The organism is Pseudomonas taeanensis MS-3 (assembly GCF_000498575.2).
Taxonomy (GTDB): domain Bacteria; phylum Pseudomonadota; class Gammaproteobacteria; order Pseudomonadales; family Pseudomonadaceae; genus Aquipseudomonas; species Aquipseudomonas taeanensis.
In genome coordinates, this window is the sequence record NZ_AWSQ01000002.1 from 597,603 (window position 1) to 620,645 (window position 23,043).

The window sequence follows — 23,043 nt, forward strand, 5'->3', positions numbered from 1 at the left end:
CGTCCTGTCAGGCGGGGGGCTGCGGCGCGGCAAAGGCGGCATTCAACGGTGCGGCATCGAATCGCTGAATCAGTTCAACGAGAATTTCTGCGGCCGGGCCAAGCGGTTTGTCCTTGTCCGAATACAGGTAGAACTGTGGGTTGCGGCTGCCGCCCTGATCCAGCGGCAACGGCTTGAGCAGGCCGTCATTCAGTTCGCGTTCGATCATGTGCCGGGGCAGCCAGGCGAAGCCCAGACCACTGCCGACGAAGGTGGCAGCGGTGGCCAGGCTGCCCACCGTCCAGCGCTGTTCGGCGCCGAGCCAGCCGACATCGCGTGGCTGCTGTCGGCCGGAGTCACGGATCACCACCTGCATCTGGGTTTCCAGATCCTGGAAGCTCAGTTCGCGTTGTAAACGATGCAGCGGATGATCGGGGTGAGCGACGGCGATGAACTCCACCGAACTCATCTCCGCGCCGAGATAACCGGGAATGCTGTAGCCGCTGATCGCCAGGTCGGTGACGCCTTCCTTGAGCACTTCCTCGACACCGGACAACACCTCCTCGCGCAGCCGTACCCGGCAGCCGCGACTCTGCGGCATGAAGGCGGTGAGCGCGCGGACCAGGCGGGCGCTGGGGTAGGCGGCATCGACCACCAGGCGTACTTCAGCTTCCCAGCCTTGCTCCATGTGATGGGCCAGGTCTTCCAGCTGACTGGCCTGTTTCACCAGTTGTCGCGAACGGCGCAGCAGTACATCGCCGGCTTCGGTGAGCACCGCCTTGCGGCCTTCGATTCGCAACAGCGGCATGCCGAGCTGTTCCTGCATGCGTGCCACGGTATAGCTGATCGAGGATTGCGAGCGGTGCAGCACCTCGGCGGCCTGGGCAAAACCACCCTGATCGACCACCGCCTGCAGGGTGCGCCATTGGTCGAGAGTAACGCGGGGCGCTTTCATCATCGCCTCCTGTAAACCTGAGATGTCGCGCTGCTGGGTGCACAGCACGGCGAACTCGCCCTAAACTGGCAGTCCCTTGTTGGAGACTGCCGCATGAAAAAAATCTGTTGTGCCTTGATCGCTCTGCTGCCGCTGACTGCTCTCGCCTACCCGATCGAGGTGGAGAAACAGCTCAATGGCGCCGAGGTGTCGGTCACCACTCAGGAAATCGACCACAACATGGGCGCTGTGCTGCTCTACAACTACGGCCAGACCGATGCGCACTGTAAGGCCGTGTTTCGCAATGGCCCCGAAGTGCCGCGTACCCGCCAGGTGCTGCTGGCAGCAGGGGAGAGCAGCAACATGACGGTCAAGTTCGCGCGCAGCATCATCAAATTGCGCGCTAAGTTGACCTGCGACCTCAAATAAGGGGTGCGCGATGATGTTGGTGTCAAGATTGAGCCTAGTGTGGGATTAACTATAAATCAACTTTATTGATGTTTATAGGCGATTTTTTGCGCTTTTTAATCGATATTGATGCTCATATTCTCTGTCCATCGACGTTCACTAACCCCTCGATGGAGCAAAATTCATGGCTAACGTCCTCGTAATCGAAAGCAGCGCCCGCCAGCAGGGTTCGGTTTCTCGCCAACTCACCGAGCAGTTCATTGCCCACTGGCAAGCTGCTCACCCGGCTGATCGGGTCACCGTGCGTGACTTGGCGGTCAATCAGGTGCCGCATCTGGATGCCAACCTGCTGGGTGGCTGGATGACTCCGGCCGAGCAGCAGAGCGATGCGGAGCAGGCCGCGCTGGCGCTTTCCAACACCCTCACCGATGAAGTGCTGGCCGCCGACGTGCTGGTGCTGGCCGCGCCGATGTACAACTTCACCATTCCCAGCACCTTGAAGGCCTGGTTGGACCATGTGCTGCGGGCCGGGGTGACTTTCAAATACACCGAAACCGGTCCGCAGGGCTTGCTCAGTGGTAAGCGCGCCTTCGTGCTGACCGCGCGCGGCGGTATCTATGCCGGCGGCAGCATGGATCATCAGGAACCTTACCTGCGTCAGGCCCTGGGCTTTATCGGGGTTCACGACGTCAGCTTCATCCATGCCGAGGGTCTCAACCTGGGCGCTGAGTTCCTGGAAAAAGGTTTGGCCGAGGCGAAGGCGCAGCTGGCTCAAGTGGCCTAATGTTTAAGTAGTACAGCGACTTCCTTCGCGCCCTCCGCTCCTGGGCGCGCACATGCCCAGTCGACCCTTTTGATGGGGCGGCTGGGTTTTTTTATATGGCGTCGCTAGCAGACGGGCGATCTTTCAATGCTTACCCCTCCGGCAGTTCGCGAGTGCTGCGCTGCCCGCACCGCATAAGGCATTGGCCACGCCAGCATTAACAGGCTAAGGTCGCCGGTTTTCTGCGAGGTGGCCATGCGTTATCTAGTATTCGTGACCCTGCTATGGGCCTTCTCCTTCAGCCTGATCGGCGAATACCTGGCCGGTCAGGTGGACAGTTATTTTGCCGTGCTGACGCGCGTGGTTATCGCGGGGCTGGTATTTCTGCCGCTGACCCGTTGGCGCGGGGTGGCGCCGAGCTTCATTCGCGGCATGTTGCTGATCGGTGCGCTGCAGTTCGGTGTCACTTACGTCTGCCTGTACCTGAGCTTCAGTGTGCTGACGGTGCCGGAGGTGCTGTTGTTCACCATCCTCACGCCGCTGCACGTGACCTTGATCGAGGATGCCTTCAATCGTCGTTTCAATCCCTGGGCCCTGCTTGCCGCGCTGGTCGCGGTGGCGGGGGCGGCGGTGATTCGCTACGACCAGATCAGCGCAGACTTCTACCTGGGGTTTGCGCTGCTGCAACTCGCCAATTTCACCTTCGCCGCCGGCCAAGTGGGCTACAAGCACCTGCTGGCCCGGCACCCTGCGGATGTCCCGCAGTACCGACGTTTTGGCTACTTCTACCTGGGGGCGCTGGCTGTTGCATTGCCCGCTTTCCTGCTGTTCGGCAACGCCAGCAAGCTGCCCAGCACGACGCTGCAGTGGAGTGTATTGGTCTGGCTCGGACTGGCGGCTTCCGGGCTTGGTCTTTACTGGTGGAACAAGGGCGCCAGTCTGGTCGATGGCGGCACTCTGGCGGTGATGAATAACGCGCTGGTGCCGGCTGGCTTGCTGGTCAACTTGTTGCTGTGGAATCGTGATGCCGACCTGCTGCGCCTGAGCCTGGGTGGGGCGGTGATCGGCGTGTCGCTGCTGATGATCCGGCGCAGTAGCAGGCAGCGGCCTGTTATGAAGGTGGCGTGATGAATCTGTCTGGACGTGGCGTGGCCTTGTCGGTAATTGCCTCGGTGTTGTTTGCCCTGGTGCCCGGCTATGTGCAGCAACTGGCGCCGCTGGACGGTGTGCAAGTGTTCGCTCAGCGTGTGCTGTGGTCGATTCCGGCGGTGTTGCTGCTGGTCGCTCTGTCGCGACAATGGACAGTGTTGGCGGCGGCCTTCGTGCGCCTGCGACATGAGCCGTTATTGCTGGCCGCCTTGCCGTTGGCGGCGCTGATGATGGGCATTCAGTGGGCCTTGTTCGTCTGGGCGCCCTTGGCCGGACGCATGCTGGATGTGTCGCTGGGCTACTTTTTGCTGCCCTTGGCCATGGTGCTGGTCGGCCGGGTGTTCTACGGTGAGCAGTTGCGTCCGCTGCAGCAGTTGGCGGTGGCCTGTGCCTTGGTTGGCGTGCTGCATGAACTGTGGCGTACCCAGGCGTTTTCCTGGGTCACTCTGGTCACCGCCCTGGGCTATCCGCCGTATTTCATGCTGCGTCGTTGGATGCGCCTGGATGCCTTGTCCGGCTTCGTCCTGGAAATGCTGGTGATGGCGCCGATTGCGGTCTGGCTGATCATCGACTGGGGCATCGAGGATGTCTTCACCCTGGCCCCGCAGCTATGGTGGCTGTTGCCGGGGCTGGGCTTGCTCAGCGCCCTGGCGTTCGCCACGATGATGGCCTCCAGTCGTCTGCTGCCATTGGGGCTGTTCGGCATTCTCAGCTACGTCGAACCGGTACTGCTGTTCGCGGTTGCGCTGCTGTTTCTCGGCGAGCATTTCGACTCGGCGCAATGGCTGACTTACCTGCCGATCTGGTTGGCGGTGATTCTGGTCGGTTGGGACAGCGCGCGACTGCTGCGTAAACAGATGCGTCGTTGAAAGGTCGGTAGGGCAGGGAGGGCGGGTGTGTATTTCAGGGCGAGTTCGGCGCTTACTCGGTGGTACCTGGCTGGGCAACCTGCACGGCTCGCGGCATATGCCGTTTTCCCCTGAGGGTTGTCTGAGCTGGGTCAAGCTTGGGCGCCAGATCGAAGGCGCCCGGACGGATCAGTCCAGCACGTTTCTCAGCACTTCATAGATCACCCCAGTGGCAATCGCCACCAGGACCACATTGGTCCCGATCTGTTTCCATTCGTAGCCGTCATAACGCGGCAGTTGGCCGAGCAGGCGGTTGTCGAAGTTTTTGGCGATGCCCGGCGGCAGCGGCTTGCCGCGTGCGAGGTTCTTGGCGATGCCCGGCGGCAGCGAGCTGGTCGGGCCGATCAGATGGCGGTTGTCACCGAGGATGATGCGCACGCGGCCAATATCGATAGACGGCCCCTGCAGGTGGATGCCGGCCTCGCCGTTATGACCTGAGCCATGCTTGCCGGCGTTGTCGTGTTTTGGCGCGGCCAGGGTGTTTTGTGCGGCCAGCAGCATGGCCAGGCCGCTACCGATCAGCAGAGTACGAGAAGAACAGATCATGCAACCTCCAAGGCCGGATGGGCCGTTATGATGTTGATTGGAGCGCGCGTACGGCTGATTGTTCAAGGCCTTTCAGCGCTATGTTGTGCGGTTACCCACAAAGAAATTCGGCCGCAGCGCGGGAAACCGTTAGGCTATGCAGCTGATTTCCGTTTTTCGTCGAGGTTAACCCCCGTGTTTTCTCAATTCGCCCTGCATGAACGCCTGCTTAAAGCCGTGGCTGAGCTGAACTTTGTCGAGCCCACCCCGGTGCAGGTGGCAGCTATTCCGCTAGCATTGCAGGGACGCGATTTACGGGTGATCGCACAGACCGGCAGCGGCAAGACCGCCGCCTTCGTGTTGCCCATGCTCAATCGTTTGCTGGGTGATGGTGCGGCCCAACCCCGTATGAGCCTGCGTGCGGTGATCCTGCTGCCGACCCGTGAGCTGGCTCAACAGACCCTCAAGGAGGTTGAACGTTTCGCCCAGTTCACCTTCATCAAGGCCGGCCTGATCACCGGCGGTGAGGATTTCAAGCAGCAGGCGGCCATGCTGCGTCGGGTGGACATCCTGATCGGCACCCCGGGCCGCCTGATCGAACACGCCAACGCCGGCAACCTGCCTCTGGACGAGGTCGAAGTGCTGGTGCTCGATGAAGCCGACCGCATGCTCGACATGGGCTTTGCCGAGAATGTGCAGCGCCTGGCCGACCTCTGCGGCAGCCCGGAGCGCCAAACCCTGCTGTTTTCCGCCACCAGTGGCGGTGCAGGGTTGCGCGAGATGGTCGCCAAGGTGCTCAGGGAGCCGCAGCACCTGCAGCTCAACGCCGTCAGTCAGCTCAACGAGGGCACGCGTCAGCAGATCATCACCGCCGACCACAACTACCACAAAGAGCGTCTGGTCGAGTGGCTGCTGGCCAACGAGACCTATGACAAGGCGATCATCTTCACCAACACCCGGGTTCAGGCCGATCGCCTGTACGGCAAGCTGGTCGCTCATGAGTTCAAGGCATTCGTGCTGCACGGCGAGAAAGATCAGAAGGACCGCAAGCTGGCCATCGACCGCCTCAAGCAGGGCGCGGTGAAGATTCTGGTGGCCACCGACGTGGCGGCCCGTGGTCTGGATGTCGACGGCCTGGACCTTGTGATCAACTTCGATATGCCGCGTTCGGGCGATGAATACGTGCACCGTATCGGCCGTACCGGTCGCGCCGGTGGCGAAGGTTTGGCGATTTCGCTGATCTGCCACAACGACTGGAACCTGATGTCGAGCATCGAACGCTACCTCAAACAGCGCTTCGAACGCCGCAATATCAAGGATGTGCTGGGCATCTATCAGGGCCCGAAAAACCTCAAGGCCTCCGGCAAGGCGGTGGGGGTGAAGAAGAAAAAGACTGCCGACGGCAAGACCGCCAAGAAGGGCGCGGTGAAGAAGGTCGCCGCCAAGGCGCCTGCCAAGCGTAATACGGTCAACAAACCGAAGGCTGATGCCCCGGTACTGGTCAGCCAGGACGGTTTGGCGCCGCTCAAGCGCCGCAAGCCAGCGGCGGAGTAAGCAGGCCGGTTAGTGACCGGTGTCGGCGGCGGTTGAGTGAGGCGTGGCCCTGTGCATAGCTCAACTGCCGTCCGCCACATGGTGTTTGGCCTGGATCTTGGCCCCGGATTGCATCCGGGCTACGGCGCAGGCAGGGTAGCCCGGATGCAATCCGGGAACATCCACGCAGAACCTGACACTCCCCACCAAGCCTGAGTCTGAGGCAGACGTCGGCGCCTGTATGGCGCCGGCTGGCCGTTACTTCGGCACTATCAGTATCTTGCCATTGCGCTCGCCGCCAGCGGCTGCGGTCACCGCTTCCTTGATCTGGCTGACGTCGAAGGTCGCGGCCACGCGGGTCTGCAGCTTGCCGCTGGCGATCAGTTGGGTCAGCTCGCCAAATACCTTCATCTGTTCGGCCTGGCTGGCGTTCTGGAACCATTTGGCCAGCCAGAAGCCCTTCAGGGTGACGCCGCGGAACACGAAAGACGCCGGCGACACCTGGCAAGGCTGCCGACTCATCATGCCGTAGTTAACCAGGGTGCCGCCGTCGCCCAGGCTAGCGGCGAGGTGGTCCGTGGCCGTGCCACCTACTGCATCGATACCCAGCACTACCGGCGCGCCAGCGGTGGCCTCGCGCACGCGTTTGGCCAGGTCCGGACCATCCACCAGCACCACATCGCCGCCCTCGGCGGTGACTCCCGCCACTGCGGACTCGCGGCGTACCACGTTGATGGTTTTGAACCCGCGCAGCTTGGCCAGCTGGATCAGGTAGCTGCCTACGCCGGAGTTGGCGGCATTCTGGATGACCCAGTCGCCTGGCTTGAGGGCGACGAACTCGCTGAGCAGCAAGGAGGCGGTCGGCGGGTTGACAGTCATCATCGCCAATTGCTGTGGGTCGGCCTCCGGCAGTGGAATCAGCTTATTGGCCGAGGCATTCAGGTGAGTGACCCAGGTACCGCAGCCGACTGGCAGCAACACCATCTGGCCGACTTTCAGGGTGCTGACATCCGGGCCCAGCTCCTCGACGCGGCCGACACCTTCATTGCCACCGATCGCGGGCAGGGGCGGCAGCATGCCGTATTCGCCGGTCAGAGTGAGCACGTCGGAAGGGTTGATGGGCGCGGCCAGCACCTTGACGTGCACCTGGCCAGCGGCCAACGGCGGCAGCTGCAACTCGACGGCGGCGATCACATCCTGCGGCACTGGGCCGCGTTGTTGGTATTCGGCTTTGAGCATGAAGGTTCTCCCAGGGGCACTAAACAGGTGGCATCAAGTCTAGATCGTAGTGACTGTTAGTGGACGAATTGCGCGGCATCGTCTCCAGTGATAACGCGCTGTGCTGGCTCGCTGACTCATTCAGCGGTTAGTCTGGCTATGCGATGTTGGCAGGCAAAAGGGAATGACATGCAGTGGTTGTGGGGGATAGGTCTGTTCTTGCTCAGCATGCTGGCGCTGGCAGAGCCGCTACGGTTGGGCTTCGGTACCAATAAGCCACCCTATGTGTTCGAAGGCGAGGCCAGAGGGCTGGAGTACGAGATAGTGGTTGCCGCCGCGCAGCGCGCCGGCTTTGCTGTTGAGGTCCGTTTTGCGCCGATGGAGCGTCTGCACTTGATGCTGCGCCGGGGTGAGATCGACGGTATTGCCTCAACCAATACCCAGAGCGGCATCAGCGCCTTCTATTCCGAACCCTATATCTACTACCAGAATGTCGCGATCGCGCTGCGAGAGCGGCACTACAACATCAAGCGGATTGCCGACCTCGGGGTTTACTCGGTCAGCGCCTTTCAGCGTGCGCGATTTTTGCTCGGTAACGAGTTCCAGCGTATGGCCGAGAGCAATCCGCGTTACTACGAAGAGGCCCGGCAGATCGCGCGCAATCGTCTGCTCTACAGCGGGCGGATCGATGTGGTGGTCGCCGATATGCGCATTTTCCGTTACTTCAACCGTGAAGTGCTGGATCAGGTCGATGTCAGCCAGCCGCTCGCCGAGTACCCGATGTTCCCGCCGACCCCCTATCAAGTCGGGTTTCGTCAGGATATGCCGCGCAAACTGTTCGACCGAGGGCTCGCCGCGATTCGTGCGAGCGGCGAGTACAGGGTCATCGAGCGCAATTACAGAATGTATTGAGTGGCGTGCCCCTGTGTCTGGGGCTTTTAAGGCTCAAGCGCGTGGTTTGAGCACCCGAGTGTGAGGTTGTGCAGGTTGACCTTTGCACGTCATCATCCGCTCGAGAAGCTGTCATCCAGCGCGATCTCGCGAAGGAGAAAAGCATGTCGCTGAAACGCTGTGTCTCGGCCTTGAGCCTGGTCGCACTACTCGCCGTAGCAGGGGGCACGGCACAGGCTGCGGAGTACCCCAGCGAACGAGGCCCGGTGCAGGTCACGTCGCTATTGTCGGGCCTGGTAAATCCCTGGGGCATGGCTTTTCTGCCTGATCTGCAGGGCCTGTTGATCACCGAACGGCCCGGTCGTTTGCGTTTGGTCAGCCTGCAGGGCGTGCTGTCAGCCCCTGTCGGTGGTGTGCCGAGGGTCTATGCCAAAGGTCAGGGTGGCTTGCTCGATGTGGCCTTGTCGCCGGAGTTCACCCAGGACCGCTGGGTCTACCTCTCCTACGCCGAGGGCGGCGACGGTCAATACGCCGGCACGGCGGTCGGACGTGGCAGGCTGTCGGCGGATAACAGCCAACTGGAAGATTTCGAGGTGATCTTTCGGCAGCAGCCGAAACTCTCTAGCGGCGTGCATTTCGGCTCGCGCCTGGTGTTCGACCGTGACGGTTACCTGTTTATCACGCTGGGTGAAAACAACCAGCGCCCGACCGCACAAGACCTCGGCAAGTTACAGGGCAAGGTGGTTCGCCTACATCCGGACGGCCGGGTGCCGAGCGACAACCCGTTTGTGGGCCGCCAGGGCGCGCGTGCGGAAATCTGGTCCTATGGTCACCGTAACCCGCAGGGCGCGGCGCTCAACCCCTGGACCGGGCAGCTGTGGACCCATGAACACGGCCCGCGCGGTGGCGATGAGATAAATATCCCGCAAGCCGGCAAGAACTACGGTTGGCCGCTCGCCACTCACGGAGTGAACTATTCGTTTCTGCCGATCCCCGAAACGCAGGGCAAGACAGTCGCCGGTACCGAGCCACCGTACTACGTCTGGGCGAAGTCCCCGGCGATTAGCGGCATGGCCTTTTACGATGGCCAGCGCTTTGCGGGCTGGCAGCACAACCTGTTTATCGGCGCACTGGTCGGGCAGGCGCTGATTCGCCTGGAGTTGCGCGGCGATACCGTGGTGCACGAAGAGCGTTTGCTGGAGGACCTCGACGCGCGCATCAGGGATGTCCGCCAGGGCCCCGATGGTTACCTGTATGTACTGACCGATGCGGCCGATGGCCAGTTACTGCGCCTGAGTTTGCAGGCGCAGTAACGCGCCTTAGCAATCCAATAGCCAGTGGGCGGCGGGCGCAGGCGCTGATCTTGGCGGCTGTCTCAGGGGTTGAGCGGCTTGACTACGCCGACTTTGGACGACAACAGTTTGTCTGTGATGGCTTCGCTGACCACGCTGAAATCGGTGATTTCGATGGTGCCTCGACCTTGGCCGAGCAGGTGGAAGGAGAAGGCCTTGCGCGTGTCGAGGTTGTTGAAGGTAAAGCTCAGCTCAATCGGTTGACCGAGTGTGAGCAGAGGCAGTTCGGGCAGCGGCAGGATCACTTCGCGGTCGTACTCCTTGGTTTTTAGCTGGAGTCTGGCGCCGTTTGCGTCCATGCGCACGGCACGGACCTTGAGGTTGACCGTGGTTTGGCTGCCTTTCGGCAGTTCCAGATATTGCGCACCGACCAGGTTGTCCGCCCAGTCATCGCCTGCGGTGGGCTTCAGGGCTATCTGCTGGCTGTTAGCGAATTGATAGCGCTGCTCCCCTCGGCCGTTGCGCAAGGATTGATCGAGCAAGGCTGCGCGCTGGTCGATTAGTCGTGCAGGCTTGCCGGTCAGGCGACCGAGGTAACGGGCACTGTCGGCAATGAAGCCCTGGCTGGCATAGCGACGGCAGATGTGTTGGAAGTCGCACTCGGTCAGCGTGCCTTTGCCATCATGCTGACGCAGCAGGCCGTTTGTGTATGAGATGATTTCCCGTCCGCGATCATAGTCGCGCAATAACGAGCGGCCACTGAGGTTGCTCGGTATCGGCAAGGCAAAGTAGTCGAGCACCGAGGCGGTCAGGTCAACGTGCCCATAGACCCCGCGCTTGAGAGGCGGCAGCTCGGCTTGTTCCGGCGCCAGCAGCAGGTTGAAGCCCCAGGCCGAGGCCAGGCGCACGTTTTCCAGGCCGTGGGACTCGTCCGAGGTGACGATGATCAGGGTGTCCTTGAGTACGCCTTGCCGCTCCAGGCCGACGAGGAAGTCCGCCACGGCATCGTCCAGGTAGGCAATCGCCGCCTGCTTGGCGTTCGGCAAGCGCTCAAGATAATCGGCGGGAGCCGAGTAGGGTTGGTGCGTACCGACGGTCAGCAGGGTGAGCATCCACGGCTGTTGCTTGTCGCGTAGCTGCTGCACATAGCCGAGCGCCCCTTCGAAAAAGGCTTTGTCGTCCATGCCCCAGGGGAATTCCAGATACGGCGTGTTCTTGAACCAGTCGCGACCCAGGGTGGTGTCGAAGCCCATGCGCGGCATGATCTGGTCCTTGGCCATAAAGCGCAGCCCGGCACCTTGCAGGTAGTGGGTGCTGAAGCCGTGCTCACGCAGTTGCGCGGGCAGGCACTGCTGGCTGCGTTGCGGGTTATTCAGCAGCTCGACGCCCTTCGGTGTGCCTGAGTCGAGTTTGTTGTAATCGCCACAGAGCATGGCATAGAGACCGCGAATGGTCTGGTGGCCATGCAGCACGTAGTCCGGGGTGAGCATGCCGCGCTCGGCCCATTGACTGAGTCGCGGCATCGGTGCTTGCCGATAACTGCTGTGGATGGCCTTGCGACTGGCCTCGATATAGGCACCTGGAATGCCTTCCAGGGTGATGATCAAGACATTGCGCGCGCTACCCGGATGACTGAGCAGTGGGCTGCCATCGAGATCGAGTCGCTCGAGCCCGGCAATATCCGGCGGGCTGTCGGGGCTAGCGTCGTCCAACCAGTCCTCTACACGTGCCTGACCTGCGTTGAGGCCTTCGGCCAGCAGCCTATGTGGCAGGTTGAATTGCAGCCATTGCTCGGCCTCACTGGGGCTGCGGTATTGATAGAGAGCGTGAGTGGCGAACAACCCAAGAGGCAGCAGTAGCCAGGCCGGTGCGAGCGCGCGCCGAGAGCCGATTTTCGGCCGCCAGCGCAGCAGCAGAAAGATCGCCACATTGATGGTCAGGGCCAAGGCGAGGAATGGATGGCTCAACCCGCTGCCTTGCGTCGAGTGACGCAGGAACTGTGTATCGGTGAGGTAGTGTAGATCCGTCGCTGTCGGCATGCGCCCGACCGCCGTGACCAACTCGGCAGTGCCCAGGGTGAATACACACCAGAGCAGTATCACTGGCACGCTCAGCCATCCTGAGCGCTGATACAGCAGCACCAGTAGCAGGCCGCCAATGGCCAGGTCGGATAAATAGCCGAAGGGGTGCGACCAGCCCAGCCCGTAGCGGCTGGCCAGCGGAATCACGATAAATAGAAAGCCTAACGTCAGCAGAACGCTAACGGGATGTTGCCGCCAATGGCTGAAAGAGCGCACTAATACTCCTGAGGCAAGCACCAGAATTTGCCATCGACGCTGCCGAATCCGCCAAAAAAGACGGCCTGAGATGATTTTGAAACATGCGCGTGCTAGCCGCTAGTGGGCGTTGGCGAATTGGCAAAAATGCTGATAGGCGGCGCAGGGGGGGAGAGGTAAGGCGAGGGGCCTAGCGCTTTGTCGAGGTGAGCAAAGCGCTCAGAGGCGGCAGTGCGATGGGTTACTTCTTGCCGATGGTGATCTGCTTGGTAGTGCCATAGACCTGGCCACTGACACCCTTGGCGATCTGCTGAATCTCGCCACCGCTTTGCAGGAAGGCCGCGATTTGCGCATCGATCGAAGCGCTGGTTTCAACGGCCGGAGCCGGCTTGGGTTTGCTGTGAGATGCTTTTACACGCATGGCGGCCATTAACCTATTTAAAAATTAATCTGGCCGAGCATTGTACCTGAAGCGCTTGACAATTGCTTGGCTAATAACGCAGGGCGCTAGCCTGCGTGCCTGAAACTTCGCCGGTAAAAATTATAAATACGCCCTCGGAGTGCCGATAAGTCGTTGTTCTGTCAGGGATCAATACATCCTTAAACGCTGCTCGGAGACCTCGGTCAGGCAAGGACCCCACTGGTCGGATCACCGGATGACCTGCTGCGTTGCTGCACTGGCGACGCGAAACCAGGCGGCAACTCAGGTAGAATGCGGGTCTCGCAACGAGGTAAGGCAGCATGGCTCTAATTGGACGAATGAATTGTTTGCAGGTCGTGAAGCACACCGACTTCGGCTTGTATTTGGATGGCGGTGCGGATGGCGAAATCTTACTGCCCAAGCGTTATATCCCCAAAGATACGCCGAGCGATGTGGAAGAGTGGCTGAATGTCTTTATTTATTTGGACAGTGACGACAAATTAATTGCCACCACGGAAACACCCAAAGTGCAGGTCGGCGGATTTGCCAGCCTGAAAGTGGTGGATATCAATCGTGTCGGTTTATTTCTCAATTGGGGTTTGCCGAAAGATCTGTTGTTGCCCCACTCGGAAGAAAAGCGCCCGTTGCAGGTGGGCGATTACTGTGTGGTGCATGTATTCCTCGATAAGCGCAGCAAGCGCATCACCGCCACGGCGCGCCTGGATCGCTACCTGGACAAGGTGCCGGCACAGTACAAGGCGGGCCAGGAAGTCGACCTGCTGATAGTCGAGTCCACCGACATGGGTTTCAAGGCGATCATCAACGGCCAGCATTGGGGCCTGATCCACAAGAACGAATTGTTCAAGTTTGTGCGCAGCGGCATGCAGGAAAAGGGCTTTATCAAAGAGCTGCGCGCGGACGGCAAGATCAGCCTCAGCCTGCAAGCCGTGGGGCAGGGCGCAGTCGGTAGCCTGAGCGAGCAGATACTGGCGAAGCTGCGTGAGCACGACGGGGTGCTGAACCTCGGCGATAAAAGTTCGCCAGAGGCCATCACGGCACTGTTCAGCGTCAGCAAAGGCAACTTCAAGAAGGCCATCGGCGGCTTGTACAAACAAGGGCGGATCCTGATTCACGACGAGCGCATCGAACTTGTCGCCGAATAAACAGCTATGCCCGGCTGCGTATGGCCGGGTTTTCAGGTGCGGGACGCAGTGCACTCGATTTTTAAAAACCCGCTTGAGCAGCCGTAGACTCCATTGAATAATGCCCAGACTGTGCGCCGTTGTAGCTCAGTTGGTAGAGCACGTCATTCGTAATGATGGGGTCGGGGGTTCGATTCCTCTCAGCGGCACCATACAAATCAAAGGGTTAGCGAAAGCTAGCCCTTTGTCGTTTCTGGGGGGGGGCAGAAGTGTCCCAAACATGATTCACCCACGCAGATAGCGATGGACTGGTCAGTAGGTGAGGTACAGGTAGGCGAGACCGTTAAGGATGACCGCACCGCATACAACGGCTAGCCAGAAGTAAGCCCCTGAACCCTTCGAGCGGGCGTCGAGGATTTCTGGGGCCTGGTGGTGAAGGTAAGGCGGCGTTTGCTGCTTAGTTGACCGCTCCACTCTGTCCATATCTTCAACACTGGAGATCTTCCCGGCGTCCTCGGACTGAGGTCGCGGTGGTCCTGCCCTGAAGTCATCCCAAGAAGCCTTGTGTCCTGGCTGGCGGCGCTCGTCACGCCACCACTCACGATCTTCTAATCGCATACGGCTCTCCTTGCCTTCATCCAGCGTCCTGTCTGCTGGGATTATCTTGGTTCAACAAAGCCAATGGCGAAAGTGTCAGTGCCGTGGCGAAGCGATCCGGGGTATTACCGGATAACCGCTGTAATCCCCTCGCGGCATAAGACAAGACCTGTGCACTGAATGACAAAAGAACGGGCGGTCAGCGTCAATTCATCGCCGCCTTGTCACACTTACCATCATGACTCTCTCAAACAACAACAAAGAGAAAGTCATGGCCGGAAACATCAAAAAACAAGGCGATAGCATCGACTACACCGCCATCGAGGTGCCCGATGCACAGCGCATGAGCAAAGGCTCACTGACCATGGCCTGGTGGGCCATCTGCAGCGCCATGTTCTGGCTGGTGGTGTCCGCCACCCTGGCAATGAGTTTCGGCACGATGAATGCCGTCATCGGCTTACTGCTGTCTGTCGTAACCTATGCGGCCATCAACGGCGTCATTGCCCGCTACGCCATCAAGACCGGGTTGTCGGTCGCGCTGTTCTCCCGCGTGCTGTTCGGACGCACCGGCGCGGCACTGGCCACCCTGATCTTCTTCGCCACCGCGATCTACTACAGCGTATTCGAAGGCTCGGTGATCGCTATCGCCATCCACAACTATGTATCCGGTCTGACGCTCAATCAGGCGTATCTGCTAGTGGTGCTGTACAGCGTGCCGCTGGTATTCGGCAGCGTGCAAAACTGGCTGGACAAACTCAATGGTGTGCTGCTGCCGCTCTACCTGATGGGCCTGATCGCAGTGGTGGTGATGGCCGTCGGCGAATACGGCTACAGCTCGGCCTGGCTGGAAATGGGGCCTGAGAGCGGGCCGGTGAGCAATGGCTGGTGGGACTGTTTCACCTACTTCATGGGCGTCTGGATTCTCATGATGTACACCTGGGACTACGCCCGCTTCGGCCGTAAGCAGGATGCCGGCTACCACGCCAAATTCAACTTCGGCCTGCCGTTCTATACCTTCACCTTCCTGATCAACGGCCTGGTCGGGATCTTCCTCGCTGCCACCATCCCCACCCAGGGCGGCCTGTCGGAAGTCTCGGTGGTGCTCGCCATCGTCGAGTTGATGGGGGTCTGGGGGCTACTGTTCGTCTGGGTCAGCCAGACCCGCATCAACACCGCCAACTTTTTCATGGCGGCCAGCAATATGCACGCGTTCTTCGGCCGCTTTGGCCTGGGCAAGGTTCCCTATATGGTTTGGGCCATCGTGGTCGGCGCACTGGTCTACCTGCTGATGCTGCTCAACGTGTTCAGTTACATCCTGCAGGCCTTGGCGTACCAGAGCATCTTCGTGGTCGCCTGGGTGGCGATTGCCCTGGCACACATCTGCTCGCCGAAGTATTCGCAGTTGTTCGAGGGCAAGGTCGAGTTCGCCCTCGAGCGAGTCAACGCCTTCAACCCGTGCGGTTTGACCGCCTGGTTCTTTGCCGCAGGCCTGGGAATAGTGCTGCTGAACTTCGGCGGCGCAACGCTGGCGACCTTCTCGGCGCCGGTGACCTTTGTCAGCGCGTTTGGCAGCTACTGGCTGCTGCTCAACAGCGCCAAACGCAGCTGGTTTGTTCGCGCCAGCTGCACCTGAAACCAACACCCCTGTCCGCCGGGCCGATGCAGTCGGCTCTGGCAACTCGCCGCAGCCACCCACCCGATCCAGCACAAGCCACGGCACTGCCGTGGCTGGGTGCCGCGCTGCTGAAAACAAGACTAATAATGCCAAAGAGCCCATCCATGAGCCTGATCAACCTGCACCCACTACCCACACTGACATTACTGCCATTGCTGGCATGGCTCGCGCTACCCGCCGGCGCGGTGGCTATCAATGACAACCTGGACATAGGCGGCGCCGTGCGCGCGCGTATCGACTACGACCCCGACCGGGATATCGAGAAGCTCAGCTTCGATACCGCCTTCCTCACCGCGACCTACAACTCCGACAGCTGGATCGGCGCGGCCAAATACCGTTTCTATGGCAAGGCCTACCCCTTCGATTACACCGACAAGATCGGCGACATCTCCTTCGCCGAATATGCCTGGATCGGCTACAAGTTCGATGAATCCCGTCAGGTTCAGGTCGGCCTGAACAAGATTCCCTTCGGCCTGCTGCCTTATGCCGGCAGTACCTTCTTCGAGACCCTGGGCAGCGTGATCGGCCTGGAGGACATTGCGAACCTGGGGGTCAAATACATCCAGCAGCAGGACGACTGGAACCTCCAGCTCGGTTACTACCTGCGCCCGGCCGATCAGGGCCAAGGCACCAGCCGCGGCGGGCGAACCTATGCAACCAGTGTCGCCACGGCCGACGACTACGTCGTCGACGGCAGCGACAATCATGAGCGCGACATACTGGTCGGACGTCTGGCCCGCAACCTCAAGCTCGGCAACTGGCAGTCGGAGATCGGCGCCTCGGCATTGACCTCGACGCTGCACAACCAGGACAGCCGCGACAGTGGCCGACGCAATGCCCTGGCGGCCCATTACCTGGGCAAGAACGGCCCCTGGGGCGTTCAGTTGCAAGCCACTCGCCAGGTCATGAACCCGCAGAACCCCGGCAGCGACAAGCTGGTCAGCTTCGGCAGCTTCGACGGCACCTTCAACGTCGCGGCCAAGGGCAATCTGTATATCGCCGACCTCAGCTACGACATTCCCGGCACACTCGGCTGGCTCTCCGGAGTCAAGGTCTACGGCAACTACAGCCTGTTCGACAAGGATGAGTCCAGCTTCGAGGACTCCCAGCGCTTCATCCTCGGCACCTCGTTCTCGCTGGAAGACCTGTGGATCGCCGTCGAGTGGCTGCATGGCAAGCACGATCCCTATATCGGCGGCAGTAGCTACACCCAGAGCCTGGGCGCCGGGGGTAGCGATCGCTGGGAAAACCAGTTGTACACCAACATCGGTTACTACTTCTGAGGCCATAAGCGGCGCCAGCAACCACTGACGCTCCTGTTTTCGCCAGCCCTGTGCTGGCGTTTTTATGCGCCGCGATCCGTCCTCCGGGCGCTGGATCCCGCCTCGCCACAGCAATAGGAGCAGTGCACTCCAGGCCAAAAAACGGTGCGCCCGACGACAAGCCAGCCGCCAGGCCCGCGCGTAGCTTTAGTGACGTGGGCAAGACATCCGTCACGGCCCCCCCGGATAAAAACAAGATTTCTGGTGACCCATGAACACAGTAGATCCGATCACCCTGGCAGTCGTGCGCGGCGCGCTCGAAACCGCCCAGCGAGAAATGACCCTGACGCTGGAGAAGACCAGCCGTTCAAGCGTGTTCAACCTCGCCCATGACTATTCCAACGCCCTGTTCGACCACTTGCCGGAAATGATTCTGCAAGGGCAGGACATCCCGATTCACCTGGGCTCGCTGATTCCCGCGATGAAATGCGTGGCCGGTTTCTTCGGCGACGAGATTGCCGAAGGCGACGTCATCTACCACAACGACCCGGCCTACATGGGCAGTCATATCCTCGACTGCTGCATGTACAAACCGGTGTTCTACAAGGGCGAACTGGTGTTCTGGGCGGTCTGCAAGGGCCACCTGACCGACATCGGCGGCCCGGTGCCGGCCGGCTACAACCCGGACGCCAAGGAAATCTACGCCGAGGGCCTGCGCATCCCGCCGGTCAAGTTGTGGGCCAAGGGCGAGCGCCGGGAAGACGTTATCAATCTGTTGCTGACCAACATGCGTGCCCGCGCCTACCAGGAAGGCGATCTGAATGCCCAGTACGGTGCCTGCAGCGTGGGCGAACGCCACCTGATCGAGCTGCTCGATCGCTACGGCGTCGACCAGGTTCGCGCCTGCATTACCGAGCTGAAGGATATGGCCGACCGCCATATGCGTAGCCTGCTGCGTGACGTGCCAGACGGTTTCTATAGCGGCACCGCGATTCTCGAAGACTCCGGTCATGGCCTGGGAGAACTGTCGATCACCGCCCAGGTGGAAATTCGCGGCGACGAGGCCCACGTCCTGATCGAGAGCCCGCCGCAGGTGCCTTACTTCATCAACTCCTACGCGGGCAACTCGATTTCCGGGGTCTACCTCGGGCTGATGATGTTCGCCCAGGTGCCACCGCCCTATAACGAAGGCCTGTATCGCTGCGTCAGCGTCGACCTCGGCCCGCCCGGCACGCTGTGCAACGCCCAGGAGCCGGCGCCGCACGTCAACAGCACCACCACACCGATGGAAACCCTCGCCGACGCCGTACGCCTGGCCCTGGAGCAGGCCGCTCCGGAGCGGGTAACCGCCTCCTGGGGGCATGCCAGCGGGATCAACATCGCCGGGCGCGACCCACGCAGCAGCAACAACGACGAATACGTGACCATGGTGCTGGCCTCGATCATCTCCGGTGCCGGCGCCAACAAGGCCATGGACGGCTGGCCGGCCTGCGGCCCGCTGTGCTGCTTCGGCGCGCTGATGTCCGGCGATATCGAGCTGCTGGAGTACTCCTATCCGGTGCTGATCCATCGCTACAGCCTGATGGCCGACAGCGGTGGTGCCGGCGAATTCCGCGGTGGTTCCGGTACTCGCCTGGAGATCGAACCGCTTGAGCACGCCATGACCGTGATCGGTTTCGGCGAGGGCCGGCAACTGCCCACCGCCGGTGCGGCGGGGGCGAAGAATGTCCTGCTGGAGCCCAAGCTCGGCCGCCTGATCCATCGGCATGCCGACGGTGAGGAAGAGCATTACATCCAGAACACTCTGCTGACCGCGCAACCAGGCGAGCGCGTAATCAACGTCAACCCGGGCGGTGGCGGCTATGGCGATCCACTGCGTCGTCCGCTGGCCGCGGTACTGGCCGATGTGCGCAACGGTCTGGTCTCGGTCGACGGCGCGCGCCTGGAATACGGCGTAGTGATCGACGGCAACGGCCAAGTCGATGAAGTCGCCACCCACGCCAACCGCGCCGCGCATTAAGCACCGCCCCATTGAGCAATGCAGAGGATTCGAGCATGAGCAAACAACAATATCGCCTGGGCATCGATGCCGGCGGCACCTTCACCGACTTCATCCTCGCCGACCATCAGGGCAACGTGCAGCTGTTCAAGGCGCCGTCCACCCCGCATGACGGCACCCTGGCCATCCGCAACGGCCTGGCGCAAATCGCCGATGCCATCGGCCGCACGCCAGCCGAGATCATTGCCGACTGCGATCTGTGCATCAACGGCACTACAGTCGCTCTCAACGCGCTGATCGAGAAGACCGGGGTCAAGGTCGGCCTGCTGTGTACCGATGGCCATGAAGACAGCCTGGAAATCCGCCTGGGCCACAAGGAAGACGGCCATCGCTACGACGCCACCTATCCGCCGGCGCATATGCTGGTGCCGCGTCACCTGCGCCGCCCCATCGGCGGTCGGATTATCAGCGATGGCAGCGAGTACAGCCCGCTGGACGAGGCGGCGATTCATGCCGCCATCGACTACTTCCGCGAACAACAGGTGCAGGCGGTGGCGATCTCCTTCGTCTGGTCGGTGCGCAACCCCAGTCATGAGCAACGCGCAATGGCCATAGTGCGTGCCGCCTTGCCGGACGTCTTCGTCTGCAGCGGCCACGAGGTGTTCCCGCAGATTCGCGAATACACCCGCACCTCGACCACAGTGGTCAACGCCTACCTGAGCCCGGTGATGGGCCGCTATATCGAACGCATCGACGCCCTGTTCGAGGAGCTGGGCGCGCAGCAGCCGACCCGCTACTTCCAGTCCAACGGTGGCCTGGCTCCGGGCGTGGTGATGCGTGAGCGGGCGGTCAACGCGATCAACTCGGGCCCGGCCTCTGCGCCGCAAGCCGGTCTGTGCGTGGCCCAGCCCTTCGGGATCGACAACGTGATCACCGTCGATATGGGCGGTACCTCGTTCGACATCACCCTGAGCAAAGGCGGACGCACCAACTTCAGCAAGGACAGCGACTTCCTGCGCTACCGCATCGGCGTGCCGATGATCCAGGTGGAAACCCTCGGCGCCGGCGGCGGCTCCATCGCCCACCTCGACGACTTCGGCATGCTCCAGGTCGGCCCCCGCAGTGCCGGGGCTAACCCCGGCCCTGTGTGTTACGGCAAGGGTGGGGTCGAGCCGACTGTGACCGACGCCAACCTGGCACTCGGTTATCTGGCCGATGGCGCACTGCTCGGTGGCAGCATCCGGCTAAATCGCCAGGCCGCGATCGACGCGATCCGCACTAAGATTGCCGAACCGCTGGGCATCAGCGTCGAGCGCGCGGCCGTCGGTATCATCACCCTGGTTAACCTCAACATGGTCAGTGGTATCCGCCGGGTGTCCGTCGAGCGGGGTTATGATCCGCGTGACTTCGCCCTGATCGGCGCAGGCGGTGCGGCGGGCATGCACGTGATGCGCCTGGCCGAGGAGATCGGCAGCAAGGTGGTGCTGATTCCCAAAGTGGCGTCGGGGCTGTGCGCCTTCGGCCAGATCCTCTCGGACATCCGCTATGACCAGCTGACTACTCTGCCGATGCGCCTGGATGACCAGTTCGTCGATCTGGAGCAGCTCAACCTGGCCCTGCAGCAGCTACGCGAGCGTGGCATGGCCAACCTGCGCGACGACGGTTTCGGTGGCGACAACCGCATCGACTGCCAGTACAACCTGGAGATCCGCTACCTCGGGCAGATCCACGAGTGCAACGTCGAGCTGAGCCGCGACCAACTCGACCACGACAGCCTGGCGGCGCTGCGCGAAGCCTTCCACCAGCGGCACAAGGCGCTGTTCTCCTACAGTGAACCGGACAGTCCAATCGAGCTGGTCAACCTCGAGTGCTCGGTCATCGCGCGCTTGCAGCGTCCACCCATGCCTGAGCTTGCAACCCCGCTCGAGGCAACGGCCGCGACTCCGACCGGACACCGCCCGATGCTGTTCAATGCGCAAGACGACTGGCAGGACACCCCGGTGTACAACGGCGACCGGATAGAAGTAGGGCAGATGATTCAAGGCCCTTGTGTGATTGAGGAAGCGACCACCAATATCGTTGTCCCACCAGGCTGGCAGGTCAGCTTGGCGCCCTCGGCCACCTATGAGCTGACCCCCGGTCATTGACCGTCAGGAAGCTTTAATCAAGGATGGTGTAACAACGGCGCCGACGGTATTCACCGTTGGTGCCGCCCTCATAATAATTAGAAGTGAGGACCGTCCATGGCACATCAATTGTCCACCCGGTATTGGCCTGAGAGTGAAAGGCAACCGCGCTGGGCCGAAGCCATCGGCAATACATATTTTCCACTGTCGTTGGAGTTCAATCCCAGCGCCAGTTTCCAGGGCAGCCTGAAAATCTGGGAGACGGCCAGTACGCCATTGGCGTTATCGCGCCTGCGCTCCAGTCAACTAGGCTATTCGCGCAGCGAGGGTCAGGTTAGCGAAGACACTGAACCCTGTTACCTGGTTACGGTGCCGCGTCTCACCGAGGTGCACTTCGAGCAGGACGGTCGTGAGCTCCATTGTCAGCCAGGTGGATTCATCTTCGAGCGGGGCGATGCGCCTTATCGTTTTCACTACTCCTCCGACAACGACCTTTGGGTATTCAAACTGCCTGAGCGCGCGCTGCATGGACAGATACGTGGAGCCGAGCGCTACACCCGTTTCTGCTTCGACGCTCGGCGTGGCTTGGGGCGAATTTTTGTTGATCAACTGGCGATGTGTGCCGCGCGCTTCGACGAATGCGATGCGGACGCCCGTCATATGCTGCTGGAACAAGCCCTTTCGACGCTGTTAATGGCCCTGCGCCAGGATGAGCGAGTGCTCAACAGTGAAAGCTCGAACCTAGCCGCCCTGCATTTGCAGCGTATCGAGCACTACATCGACCTACACTTGTGTTCGACTGAACTAAGTCCGCAGCATATTGCTCAGGCCTGCGGCTTATCCGTTCGCTATGTGCACAAATTATTCGCCAGCACGCCCCACAGCCTCGGTGAGTGGATTCGCCTGAAGCGACTAGAAGCGGTATACCAACGTCTGCGCGATCCCCACTGTCACCTTTCAATCGGTGAGCTGGCATATCGCTGGGGCTTTAGCGATCAGGCACAGTTTTCCCGTAATTTTCGTCAGCACTTCGGCTGCAGCGCCAGTGAAGCTCGAGCCGTCCCGCTAAAGCATTAGTCGGTAACTTGAGTGCCAATGTGCTTTGGGCGAGTAGAAGTTGCTCGGCGAAGATCACCCACGTGCTGAGGCTTCCCCAAGCAGCCCCTGATAGCGAGGCGCGGTGCCTACTCCATGAGTTCAGGGTCGGGCAGGGAAGTTCTCAGCTTGCTGCTGCGCATGATCCCCTCGATGATCGGTACCGGCGTCATCAGGTGAGCCTGCATCATGGCGCTTGCGCGCGTTGCGTCACGGACAAGGATGGCTTCGACCAGCTCGCTGTGCTCTTGGCGTTTCAAGGCCAAGGCCTCCTCGGAGAGCACCGTGCGCCGCAACCACAGCTGGCGATAGCGCTCGGCCTGATCGAACAGGTAGGCGCGCGCCTGCAGCAGGTGCCTGGAGCCACAGCCGGCGGCTATGGCGGTGTGGAAGGCCTTGTGCCGGGCATCCCATATTTCCAGCATCTGCTCCTGAGTCTTGACCTCCATCACCTTGGCCAATGTATGCGAGCAGGCCAACACCTGGGCCTCCCAGGCGTCATCGCCGCGTTCGATGGCCAGCCTCAGCACCAGCGCCTCGAGATTGGCCCGGGCGTCGTAGATGTCCTGCATCTCGCTCAGCGACATTGAGGCGACGCGGTAGCCGCGCTGGCTGATCGCGACCACCAGGTTTTCCGCAATCAGCTGCGACAGCGCCTCGCGCAGGGGGCCTACGCCTAGGTCGTAGCGTTCCTTGAGTGCACTCATGCGCAGCTTCTCGCCGGGCTCGAACAGACCCTGAATGATGTCCCGCTTGAGCCACTCATAGCCGCTGACTGCCGAGTTTTGCCGGGGGGCGAGGGTATCCATAAGCCATGTCCTCAACAGATTTTGCCCATCATACCCAAGTG

20 protein-coding genes and 1 tRNA gene are annotated in these 23,043 nt (G+C 61.1%); 14 read left to right on the forward strand and 7 right to left on the reverse strand.

Annotation, left to right across the window (positions count from 1 at the left end):
• Window positions 1-7 precede the first annotated feature (7 nt).
• Window positions 8-934 (reverse strand): LysR family transcriptional regulator, encoded by a 927-nt coding sequence (locus TMS3_RS10825; RefSeq protein WP_025165299.1) that lies wholly within the window; start codon window positions 932-934, stop codon window positions 8-10.
• A 93-nt stretch (window positions 935-1,027) separates the two neighbouring features.
• Between TMS3_RS10825 and TMS3_RS10830 the strand changes: the two genes are divergently transcribed.
• The 4 genes from TMS3_RS10830 (at window position 1,028) to rarD (ending at window position 4,102) form a co-directional block, all read left to right on the forward strand.
• On the forward strand, window positions 1,028-1,342 hold the full coding sequence (locus TMS3_RS10830) for a hypothetical protein (RefSeq protein WP_025165300.1): 315 nt from the start codon (window positions 1,028-1,030) through the stop codon (window positions 1,340-1,342).
• Between the two features lie 163 nt (window positions 1,343-1,505).
• Entirely contained in the window at window positions 1,506-2,105 is a 600-nt protein-coding gene (locus TMS3_RS10835; RefSeq protein WP_025165301.1) for an FMN-dependent NADH-azoreductase, read from the forward strand.
• A gap of 234 nt (window positions 2,106-2,339) precedes the next feature.
• Window positions 2,340-3,212, forward strand: a complete 873-nt coding sequence (locus TMS3_RS10840; protein ID WP_025165302.1) for a carboxylate/amino acid/amine transporter — start codon at window positions 2,340-2,342, stop codon at window positions 3,210-3,212.
• Window positions 3,212-4,102, forward strand: a complete 891-nt coding sequence (gene rarD / locus TMS3_RS10845) for an EamA family transporter RarD (RefSeq protein ID WP_025165303.1) — start codon at window positions 3,212-3,214, stop codon at window positions 4,100-4,102. Before TMS3_RS10840 ends, rarD begins: the two co-directional genes overlap by 1 nt.
• 168 nt (window positions 4,103-4,270) lie before the next feature.
• Here the strand turns inward: rarD and TMS3_RS10850 are convergent, their stop codons facing one another.
• A complete protein-coding gene (locus TMS3_RS10850) occupies window positions 4,271-4,687 on the reverse strand; it encodes an anti-virulence regulator CigR family protein (RefSeq protein ID WP_025165304.1) in 417 nt (138 codons plus the stop codon).
• Between the two features lie 174 nt (window positions 4,688-4,861).
• On the opposite strand from TMS3_RS10850, the gene TMS3_RS10855 reads away from it, so the two are divergent.
• A complete protein-coding gene (locus TMS3_RS10855; RefSeq protein ID WP_025165305.1) occupies window positions 4,862-6,220 on the forward strand; it encodes a DEAD/DEAH box helicase in 1,359 nt (452 codons plus the stop codon).
• Between the two features lie 237 nt (window positions 6,221-6,457).
• Here the strand turns inward: TMS3_RS10855 and TMS3_RS10860 are convergent, their stop codons facing one another.
• Window positions 6,458-7,438: a zinc-dependent alcohol dehydrogenase family protein gene (locus TMS3_RS10860; RefSeq protein WP_025165306.1), complete on the reverse strand. Its 981-nt coding sequence runs from the start codon at window positions 7,436-7,438 to the stop codon at window positions 6,458-6,460.
• A 168-nt stretch (window positions 7,439-7,606) separates the two neighbouring features.
• On the opposite strand from TMS3_RS10860, the gene TMS3_RS10865 reads away from it, so the two are divergent.
• Window positions 7,607-8,329: a substrate-binding periplasmic protein gene (locus TMS3_RS10865; protein ID WP_200929628.1), complete on the forward strand. Its 723-nt coding sequence runs from the start codon at window positions 7,607-7,609 to the stop codon at window positions 8,327-8,329.
• Between the two features lie 143 nt (window positions 8,330-8,472).
• Window positions 8,473-9,621, forward strand: coding sequence for a PQQ-dependent sugar dehydrogenase (locus tag TMS3_RS10870; protein ID WP_025165308.1), 1,149 nt, complete (start codon window positions 8,473-8,475; stop codon window positions 9,619-9,621).
• Window positions 9,622-9,683: 62 nt separating this feature from the next.
• Here the strand turns inward: TMS3_RS10870 and TMS3_RS10875 are convergent, their stop codons facing one another.
• Together TMS3_RS10875 and TMS3_RS10880 are read right to left on the reverse strand one after the other, a co-directional pair.
• Window positions 9,684-11,897: an LTA synthase family protein gene (locus tag TMS3_RS10875; protein ID WP_025165309.1), complete on the reverse strand. Its 2,214-nt coding sequence runs from the start codon at window positions 11,895-11,897 to the stop codon at window positions 9,684-9,686.
• Window positions 11,898-12,117: 220 nt separating this feature from the next.
• The gene (locus TMS3_RS10880; protein WP_025165310.1) at window positions 12,118-12,306 is read right to left on the reverse strand and encodes a hypothetical protein; all 189 of its coding nucleotides are present in this window, start codon (window positions 12,304-12,306) and stop codon (window positions 12,118-12,120) included.
• A gap of 311 nt (window positions 12,307-12,617) precedes the next feature.
• On the opposite strand from TMS3_RS10880, the gene TMS3_RS10885 reads away from it, so the two are divergent.
• Entirely contained in the window at window positions 12,618-13,460 is an 843-nt protein-coding gene (locus TMS3_RS10885; RefSeq protein ID WP_025165311.1) for a CvfB family protein, read from the forward strand.
• A 115-nt stretch (window positions 13,461-13,575) separates the two neighbouring features.
• Window positions 13,576-13,651 (forward strand) — tRNA-Thr (locus tag TMS3_RS10890).
• A 100-nt stretch (window positions 13,652-13,751) separates the two neighbouring features.
• Here TMS3_RS10890 and TMS3_RS10895 read toward each other — a convergent pair.
• Window positions 13,752-14,057, reverse strand: coding sequence for a hypothetical protein (locus TMS3_RS10895; protein WP_025165312.1), 306 nt, complete (start codon window positions 14,055-14,057; stop codon window positions 13,752-13,754).
• Between the two features lie 250 nt (window positions 14,058-14,307).
• On the opposite strand from TMS3_RS10895, the gene TMS3_RS10900 reads away from it, so the two are divergent.
• The 5 genes from TMS3_RS10900 to TMS3_RS10920 all read left to right on the forward strand — a co-directional run bounded on the left by TMS3_RS10900 (window position 14,308) and on the right by TMS3_RS10920 (window position 22,175).
• Complete coding sequence (locus TMS3_RS10900) at window positions 14,308-15,669, forward strand: purine-cytosine permease family protein (protein ID WP_025165313.1); 1,362 nt, start codon at window positions 14,308-14,310, stop codon at window positions 15,667-15,669.
• Window positions 15,670-15,815: 146 nt separating this feature from the next.
• Window positions 15,816-16,994, forward strand: a complete 1,179-nt coding sequence (locus TMS3_RS10905; RefSeq protein ID WP_025165314.1) for a porin — start codon at window positions 15,816-15,818, stop codon at window positions 16,992-16,994.
• Between the two features lie 250 nt (window positions 16,995-17,244).
• Entirely contained in the window at window positions 17,245-18,993 is a 1,749-nt protein-coding gene (capB, locus tag TMS3_RS10910) for a caprolactamase subunit beta (protein WP_025165315.1), read from the forward strand.
• A 35-nt stretch (window positions 18,994-19,028) separates the two neighbouring features.
• The gene (gene capA / locus TMS3_RS10915; RefSeq protein ID WP_025165316.1) at window positions 19,029-21,119 is read left to right on the forward strand and encodes a caprolactamase subunit alpha; all 2,091 of its coding nucleotides are present in this window, start codon (window positions 19,029-19,031) and stop codon (window positions 21,117-21,119) included.
• Between the two features lie 96 nt (window positions 21,120-21,215).
• Window positions 21,216-22,175, forward strand: a complete 960-nt coding sequence (locus TMS3_RS10920) for an AraC-like ligand-binding domain-containing protein (protein ID WP_025165317.1) — start codon at window positions 21,216-21,218, stop codon at window positions 22,173-22,175.
• Window positions 22,176-22,282: 107 nt separating this feature from the next.
• Here TMS3_RS10920 and csiR read toward each other — a convergent pair whose 3' ends face one another.
• On the reverse strand, window positions 22,283-23,002 hold the full coding sequence (gene csiR / locus TMS3_RS10925) for a DNA-binding transcriptional regulator CsiR (protein ID WP_029866289.1): 720 nt from the start codon (window positions 23,000-23,002) through the stop codon (window positions 22,283-22,285).
• Window positions 23,003-23,043: the final 41 nt, after the last annotated feature.